Origin of the sequence: Actinosynnema sp. NPDC059335, from assembly GCF_042752395.1 — a bacterium.
Taxonomy (GTDB): Bacteria; Actinomycetota; Actinomycetes; order Mycobacteriales; family Pseudonocardiaceae; genus Actinosynnema.
On sequence record NZ_JBHYXZ010000086.1, the window covers coordinates 28,838 to 35,919 of the forward strand.

7 protein-coding genes are annotated in these 7,082 nt (G+C 74.5%); 5 read left to right on the forward strand and 2 right to left on the reverse strand.

Annotation, left to right across the window (positions count from 1 at the left end):
- Positions 1-489: 489 nt before the first annotated feature.
- A complete protein-coding gene (locus ACFXGA_RS24920; protein ID WP_378091601.1) occupies positions 490-1,596 on the forward strand; it encodes a sensor histidine kinase in 1,107 nt (368 codons plus the stop codon).
- Positions 1,593-2,267: a response regulator gene (locus tag ACFXGA_RS24925; RefSeq protein WP_378091603.1), complete on the forward strand. Its 675-nt coding sequence runs from the start codon at positions 1,593-1,595 to the stop codon at positions 2,265-2,267. Before ACFXGA_RS24920 ends, ACFXGA_RS24925 begins: the two co-directional genes overlap by 4 nt.
- 94 nt (positions 2,268-2,361) lie before the next feature.
- Here the strand turns inward: ACFXGA_RS24925 and ACFXGA_RS24930 are convergent, their stop codons facing one another.
- Together ACFXGA_RS24930 and ACFXGA_RS24935 are read right to left on the reverse strand one after the other, a co-directional pair.
- On the reverse strand, positions 2,362-4,014 hold the full coding sequence (locus ACFXGA_RS24930; protein WP_378091605.1) for a glutamate--tRNA ligase: 1,653 nt from the start codon (positions 4,012-4,014) through the stop codon (positions 2,362-2,364).
- 75 nt (positions 4,015-4,089) lie between these two features.
- Positions 4,090-5,244 carry a sugar efflux transporter gene (locus tag ACFXGA_RS24935; protein ID WP_378091607.1) on the reverse strand — a complete coding sequence of 385 codons (1,155 nt, stop codon included), beginning with the start codon at positions 5,242-5,244 and terminating at the stop codon, positions 4,090-4,092.
- Positions 5,245-5,430: 186 nt separating this feature from the next.
- Between ACFXGA_RS24935 and ACFXGA_RS24940 the strand changes: the two genes are divergently transcribed.
- The 3 genes from ACFXGA_RS24940 to ACFXGA_RS24950 all read left to right on the forward strand — a co-directional run bounded on the left by ACFXGA_RS24940 (position 5,431) and on the right by ACFXGA_RS24950 (position 7,076).
- A complete protein-coding gene (locus ACFXGA_RS24940; RefSeq protein WP_378091609.1) occupies positions 5,431-6,036 on the forward strand; it encodes a TetR/AcrR family transcriptional regulator in 606 nt (201 codons plus the stop codon).
- 1 nt (position 6,037) lies between these two features.
- Positions 6,038-6,589 carry a carboxymuconolactone decarboxylase family protein gene (locus ACFXGA_RS24945; RefSeq protein ID WP_378091611.1) on the forward strand — a complete coding sequence of 184 codons (552 nt, stop codon included), beginning with the start codon at positions 6,038-6,040 and terminating at the stop codon, positions 6,587-6,589.
- Between the two features lie 115 nt (positions 6,590-6,704).
- Entirely contained in the window at positions 6,705-7,076 is a 372-nt protein-coding gene (locus ACFXGA_RS24950) for an STAS domain-containing protein (protein ID WP_378091613.1), read from the forward strand.
- Positions 7,077-7,082 lie beyond the last annotated feature (6 nt).

Consider the following 7,082-nt stretch of genomic DNA (forward strand, 5'->3'; position numbering starts at 1 on the left):
GTCCTCGGGGTTGTCGAGCCACCAGTCGGCCAGCGACTCGCCCGCCCCGACCAGTGGCGGGGGCCCCCCCCCCCCCCCCCGGGGGCCCCCCCCCCCGCCCGGGGGGGAGAGCCCCCCCGAGCGCCACCCCGGCCCCCCCCCGCCCGGAACCGGGGTCGGCCCGGCGGGAGCGGACCAGGGCCAGGCCGCCGACGATCGCGCCGACCAGCCCCAGCGCGCCGGCCACGAGGGCCACGGCCCGGCCGGCGCTGAACGTGTAGGCGTCGACCGCGTCGGCGGCAAGCAGGATGTCCACGGACATGGGGTGCTCCTTTTCGGGGACGACTGGACGTCGACCCGAAGCCTGACCGCCGACACCGCCTCCGGTCATCGTGCGCACGGGGACAACCCGCGCTGCCGCGCCCGTGGCAGGACTACCGCGACCGCGGTAGTCGGGGATCGTCCCCGCGCACGAGTCGCCGGCCCTGTCGCCGCGGTTAGGGTGCACGCATGAGCGGGGGACGGATCGCGTTCCGGGACTGGGCGATCGCCCTCGGCGTGGCGGCGACCCTGCTGATCGCCGGGCTGTCCAAGCCGCAGGCCGGGCCGTTGGGTTACGCGTTGCTGGTGCTCGGCGGGCTGGCCCTGGTCCCACGCCGACGCGCGCCGGTGGCCGTGCTGGTCGTGACCGGGCTGTGCGGGCTGGGCCACCAGGCGGTCGGCGTCGACGTGCCCGTGGTGGCGTACCTGTTCGCCGTGTACGCCGCGGTCCGGGCCGGGCACCGCCGGGTGGCGGTGGCGGTGTCGGTGGCCATGCTGGTCGCCCTGCCGCTGGTGCTGCTGGCGTCCGCCCCCGACCTGCCCGTCGGCCAGGCGCTCACCCGGTCCCGCGACGTGCTGGAGATCGCCTGGCTGGTCGCCGCCGGCGCGGCCGGCGAGGCGCTGCGCCAGGCCGAACGCCGCGCGGACGAGGCAGAGCGCACCCGGGAGGAGACCGCCCGGCGGCGTGCCGACGAGGAGCGGCTGCACATCGCGCGCGAGCTGCACGACTCGCTCACCCACCAGATCTCGGTGGTCAAGCTCCAGGCGGAGGTCGCCGTCCACCTGGCCCGCAAGCGCGGCGAGCCGGTGCCCGAGGCGTTGCTCGCGATCCGCGAGGCGGGCCGTGAGGCGGCGCGGGAACTGCGGGCGACGCTGGAGGCGTTGCGCGACGACGACCGGACCCCGCCGCACGGGCTCGACCAGGTGCCCGCGCTGGTGCGGCGCGCCCGCACGACCGGCCTGGACGCGACGCTGACGATCGAGGGGCGGCCGGGCGACGTGCCGGCCGCCGTGGGCCGGACCGCGTACCGGATCGTCCAGGAGTCGCTGACCAACATCGCCCGGCACGCCGCCGCCGACACCGCGTCGGTCCGCATCGACTACCGGCCCGACGCCCTGGTCATCCGGGTGGACGACGACGGCCGGGCCACGCCGGCGGACGCGCCGACGCCCGGCGTGGGGTTGCTCGGGATGCGCGAGCGGGTCACCGCGCTGGGCGGCAGGCTCGACGCCGCGCCGCGCCGGGAGGGCGGCTTCACCGTGCACGCCGAACTGCCCGTGGACCGGACGCCGTGATCCGCGTGCTGCTGGTGGACGACCAGCCGCTGATCCGCAGCGGGTTCCGCGCGCTGCTCGACGTCGAGGACGACATCGAGGTGGTGGCGGAGGCCGCCGACGGCGAGCGGGGCGTGGCGCTGGCGCGCGAGCACCTGCCGGACATCGCCCTGGTGGACATCCGGATGCCCGTCCTGGACGGCATCGAGGCGACCCGGCGCATCGCCGCCGACCCGGCCCTGGCGTCGGTGCGCGTCGTCATCCTGACCAACTACGGCCTCGACGAGCACGTCTTCCACGCGTTGCGCGCCGGCGCGGCGGGCTTCCTGGTCAAGGACGTGCAACCGGAGGACTTCCTGCACGGCGTCCGCGTGGCCGCGCGCGGGGACGCCCTGCTCGCGCCGTCGATCACGCGCCGGCTGATCGACCGGTTCGTCGCCCACCCGCCCGCCGACACGACCGGGGCGGGCCTGGCCGAGCTGACCAACCGCGAGCGCGAGGCCGTGGTCCTGGTCGCGCAGGGCCTGTCGAACGACGAGGTCGCCGAGCGCATGGTGATCAGCCCGCTGACCGCCAAGACCCACGTCAACCGGGCCATGACCAAGCTGCGCGCCCGCGACCGCGCGCAGCTGGTCGTGCTGGCCTACGAGTCCGGCCTGGTCATCCCCCGCCACCGCCGACCCGAACGCTGAACCCGGGTAGGACACACGCGTGTGTCCTACGTTCAGGCCGCGTGTGTCCTACGTTCAGGTACCCCGAGTTCAACGCTCAGGACGGGCGGCGGGGTCAGCCGACCAGGGCGCGCAGGCGGCGCAGCACCTCGTCCTCGCCGATCGCCTGCGTGATCGCGTGCAGGTCCGGGCTGCGGGTCGAGCCGGTCAGCGCGACGCGGACCAGCTGCGATGCCTCGCGGATCGAGCCGGGGTAGGCGTCGGGGTTCTTCTTGTACTCCTTGGGGCTCGGCGCGAAGCCGTGCCCGGCCGCCAGCTCGCGGACCTGGCCGAACCACTCCTGCGGGTCGGCGAGGTGCCGGTAGCCGTCGGCGAAGTCGCGGGCGAAGGCGGCGGCGACGGCGGGGTCCACGCCGAGGCCCGCGAGCCGCTCGTCCTCCGGGCCGGACAGCACGGTGAACAGCTGCGGGAAGAAGAAGCCGTACGCGGGCCGGAAGTCCGACCACTTGCGCAGGTCCTTGCGCGGGTTCTCGACGCCCTCCCGCTCGACGGACACCGCGCGCAGCGCCAGCTCGGGTTCGGCGTCGAGCACGGCGGCCAGCTCGGGGTCGTGGTCCCCGGCCCACGCGCGGACGGCGTCGTAGACCTCGCGGCTGGTGAAGCCGGCGATGTGGTCGGCGCTGATGTCCTCCAGCTTGACCAGGTCGACCAGCGGCCCCGCGACGCCGCAGTGGTCCAGGCTGATCGGCGTGGCCAGCGCCTCCTCCAGCGGCACCTCGGCGAGCCGGCCGTTGGCCAGCCCGCGCAGGTAGTACAGGATCGCTCGGGCGGGGTAGCCGGCCTCGATGTAGAAGTCGACGCCCGCCTCCGGGTCCTTGCGCTTGGACAGCTTCCGCTTGCCGCCGGGGATCTGCTTCATCAACGGCGCGATGTGCGCGTACGTGACGTGCTCGAACCCGAGGGCGTCGAAGAGCTGCCGGTGCAGCGGCACGGAGGAGATCCACTCCTCGCCGCGGATGACCAGGTTGACGCGCATCAGGTGGTCGTCCACGGCGTGCGCGAAGTGGTAGGTCGGCAGGCGCGGCGAGGTGTCGGACGACTTGAGGATCACGGTGTCGTTGCGGTTGCCCTCGTGCTCCAGCTCGCCCCGGATGGCGTCGGTGAACCGGACGCGGGCGCCGGCCGCGTCGTCGGGCGCGCGGAACCGCACCACGTACGGCGCGCCCTCGGCGAGCTTCGCGGCCACGTCGGCCGGGTCCGCGTCACGCCAGGTGGCCCACTTGCCGTAGTAGCCGGTGGGCATCTTCACGGCCTGCTGCCGCGCGGTGATCTCGGCCAGCTCGTCCTTGGTCGCGAAGCACAGGTACGCCTTGTCCTGGCGCAGCAGCTCCCGCACGTAGGTCAGGTAGATCGACTCGCGCGCCGACTGGTGGTACGGGCCGTAGGCGCCGTCCGCGTCGGACTCGTCGGGGTGCAGGTCGAAGTAGTCGAACGCGCGGGCGAACTGGTCCAGCGCGCCCTCGACCTCGCGCGACTGGTCGGTGTCCTCCACCCGCACGAGGTACGCGCCGCCGGTGTGGGTGGCGATGTCGCGGTCGATGGTGGCCACGTAGATGCCGCCGATGTGGACGAACCCGGTCGGCGACGGGCCGAACCGGGTGACCCGCGCGCCCTCGGGCAGCGACCTGGCCGGGTACCGCTGTTCCCAGTGCTCGGGTTCGGGCAGGTCAGCGGGGAAGAGGGCGTCGATGACCGCGCGGTCGAGCATGGGGAGGTCCGTCTCGTTCTCTCGGTGGGATTGGCCGCATCAGGGTACGGGCGGCGCCGATCGGGTCGCGACCGGCTATCGCCGCCGCACGGCGAGCAGCAGGCCCAGGCCGACCACGGTCAGCGCGAAGGCGACGGCGAACGCGCTGCGGTACCCCAGCACCTGCGCGACGCCCAGCAGCGGCCCCGACACCATCGCGCTGACCTTGAGCGTGTTCGCGTACAACGTCGTGGCGTACCCGGGCCGGTCGGGCGCGAGCCCCTGGAAGTACGAGATGCCCACGCCCATCACGGCCGAGATCACGATCGCGTGCAGCACCTGCGCGGCGGCCACCTGCCACGTCGCGGTGGCCGGCAGCACCACCGCGTAGTACGCCAGCGCCACCACCGCGCCCGCCACCACCAGCCGCCCGTGGTCCACGCGCAGGGCCAACGCGCCGAAGACCAGCATCAGCGGGATCTCCAGGGCCGCGCACAGGCCCATGACCAGGCCGGCCTCGGACGTGGTGCCGTGCAGCACGTCGGTCACGAGCAGCGGCATCGCCAGGAAGCCCAGCATGTCGCCCGCCTGCACCAGCACGAACGCCGCCGCGGCGAGCACGACGTCACGGCGCGGCGAGCCGGGCCGCTCCCCCGTCGCCGGCGCGGGCGCGTGGCCCAGCTCCGGCAGCAGGCCGGCCGTCACCGCGACCGCCACCAGGTAGAGCCCGGCCGCCGCCCCGAACAGCCCGGCGAACCCGCTGGTGTCGATCAGCAGCGCCCCCACCGGCGGGCCGACGACCCACGACAGCGACAGCACCATCCGCAACGTGCTGATGGCCAACGGCCCCTTCGCGGAACCGGCGCGTTCCAGCGCCTCCCGCGCGTAGGCGAACATCTGCGGCAGCAACGAGGACGAGACCGCCACCAGCGTCAGCGACACCCCGAGCAGCAGCCAGTAGTCCCGCACCGCGGCGAACAGGCCGTACGCCACCGCCGCGGCCACCGAACCCCACACCAGCAGCCGCCGGCGCACCGCCCGCGCGTCCGACAGCCGCCCGAGCAGCGTGGCGACGACCAGCGCCGCGACCGAGTCGGCGAGCAGGAACGCGCCGACCGCGACGGGTCCCGCGGCCAGTTCCTTGACCAGGAACACCGACAGGAACGGCCCGGCCAGCGCGTAGCCGACGCCGGTCAGCAGCCCCACCGCCAGCAGGGGCGTGAACGGACGCGCACGCGGTGCGAGGTCCATGGGACCGGTCCTCTCGACCGGTGGGAGGAGGAGCGGCACGCGTGCCGCCCGGTCCCGCCATGGTCCCGGTCCCGGGGAGCCGCCGCCGGCGACCGATCGGTGGGAGCCCGGCACCCGTGCGGACGATGCGGGCGACCCGGTCGCGCGGCTATCTTGGAACGACCATTCCAAGATTGTGGGGCGGGCATGCCGGACGTGAAGCACTTCGACCCCGAGGCGGTGCTCGCGTCGGTGGAGGAGCTGTTCTGGCGGCAGGGCGTGTCCTCGACCGGCGTGGGCGACGTCGTGGCGGCCACCGGCGTCAACCGGTCCAGCCTGTACGCGACGTTCGGCGGCAAGCGGGAGCTGTACCTGGCGGCGCTGCGCCGGTACGTCGACCGGCGGTCGGGACCGGTGCTGCGGCGGCTCGCCGAGGACGGGCGCGGCCTGCCGGCGATCGCCGACTTCTTCCGCGCGCTGATCCGGGCGCGGTGCGCCGGGGAGCACGCGCGGTGGGGCTGCATGGTCACCAACGCCCACGCCGGCGGGGAGAACGACGACCCCGACGTCCGAGCGGTCCTGCACGAGCACCACGCCCGGCTGCGGGCGGCGATGCGCGCGGCGCTGGACCGCGCCCGTGCCGCCGGCGCGCTGCGGCCGGGCGTCGAGCCGGAGGTGTCGGCCGACGCGCTCGCCCTGCTGGCCTACGGCGTGAACCTGCGCTCCCGCGCGGGCGCGTCCCCGGAGGCGTTGGCGGAGACCGTCACGGCGGTGCTCGCCGCGCTCGCGAACCGACCCGAGGAGATCCGCTGACATGGTGCAGTTCACCGTTCACGACGAGACCACCGCGCCCGAGGCCGCCCGCCCCCACCTGGAGGCGGGCCGGCGGCGGATGGGGTTCGTCACCTCGCTCAACGGCGTGATGGCGGAGTCCCCGGAGCTGCTGGCCGGGTACAACGCGCTGGCCGAGCAGTTCGGCAAGTCCTCGCTGCCCGCCGACGCCAGGCACGTCGTCTGGATCACCACCAGCGTGGTCAACGGCTGCGAGTACTGCGTGGCCGCGCACTCCACGGTCGCGCTCAAGGCCGGGGTCGCCGAGGAGACCGTGCGGGCGCTGCGCGCCGGCAAGCCCCTGTCGGACGACGCCCTGGAGGCGGTCCGCAAGCTCACCGAACTGGTCGTGACCGACCGCGGGTGGGTCCGCGAGCGGGACATCGAGGACTTCCTGGCGGCGGGCCACACCCGGCGGCAGGTGCTCGACGTCATCCTCGGCGTGGGGATGAAGACCCTGTCGAACTACACCAACCACATCGCCCACACCCCGCTCGACCCGGCGTGGCAGGACCAGGAGTGGCGCCGGCCCTGACCGGACCCCGGAACTTCGAGGTTTGAGAGCGGGCGGAGCAGGGAAACGGTAGTGGGCCGGCGACCGCCGGCGATCACACCTGCGGACGGCGCTGCCGTGATGTGCGAGGGCGAAATTGAGTCTGCATGCTGCCGGTGACGACCTGGTCGTGTCGCACACGCGGCGGGAGTCGGCCCCGGTCCTGCTCGTACGGGGCTGTGTTGACACCGACACCGCGTCCACGCTGCGGCAACACCTCGACTCGGCGCTGGCCGGCTCGGGGGTCGCGGTGGTGGACCTCGGCGAAGTGGCCTTCTTCTCGTCGGCGGGCGCGACCGCGCTGGCGGCGGCGGGTCGCGGCGGCGTGCTGCACGTGGTCGTGACCCCGCTGGTCCGGCAGGTCCTGGAGGCGGCCGGGGTGGCGGACGCGCTGGACCTGCACGACTTCCCCGCCGAGGCCGAGGAGGCCGCCGAGGCGTCGACCCGTCCGCTGCTGATGGTCTGCTGACCGGCC

Bases quoted from the DNA above. Each gene is read 5' to 3' on its own strand.
- ACFXGA_RS24930 (WP_378091605.1), bottom strand. From the start codon at position 4,014: ATGCTCGACCGCGCGGTCATCGACGCCCTCTTCCCCGCTGACCTGCCC.
- ACFXGA_RS24940 (WP_378091609.1), top strand. From the start codon at position 5,431: ATGCCGGACGTGAAGCACTTCGACCCCGAGGCGGTGCTCGCGTCGGTG.
- ACFXGA_RS24945 (WP_378091611.1), top strand. From the start codon at position 6,038: ATGGTGCAGTTCACCGTTCACGACGAGACCACCGCGCCCGAGGCCGCC.
- ACFXGA_RS24935 (WP_378091607.1), bottom strand. From the start codon at position 5,244: ATGGACCTCGCACCGCGTGCGCGTCCGTTCACGCCCCTGCTGGCGGTG.
- ACFXGA_RS24920 (WP_378091601.1), top strand. From the start codon at position 490: ATGAGCGGGGGACGGATCGCGTTCCGGGACTGGGCGATCGCCCTCGGC.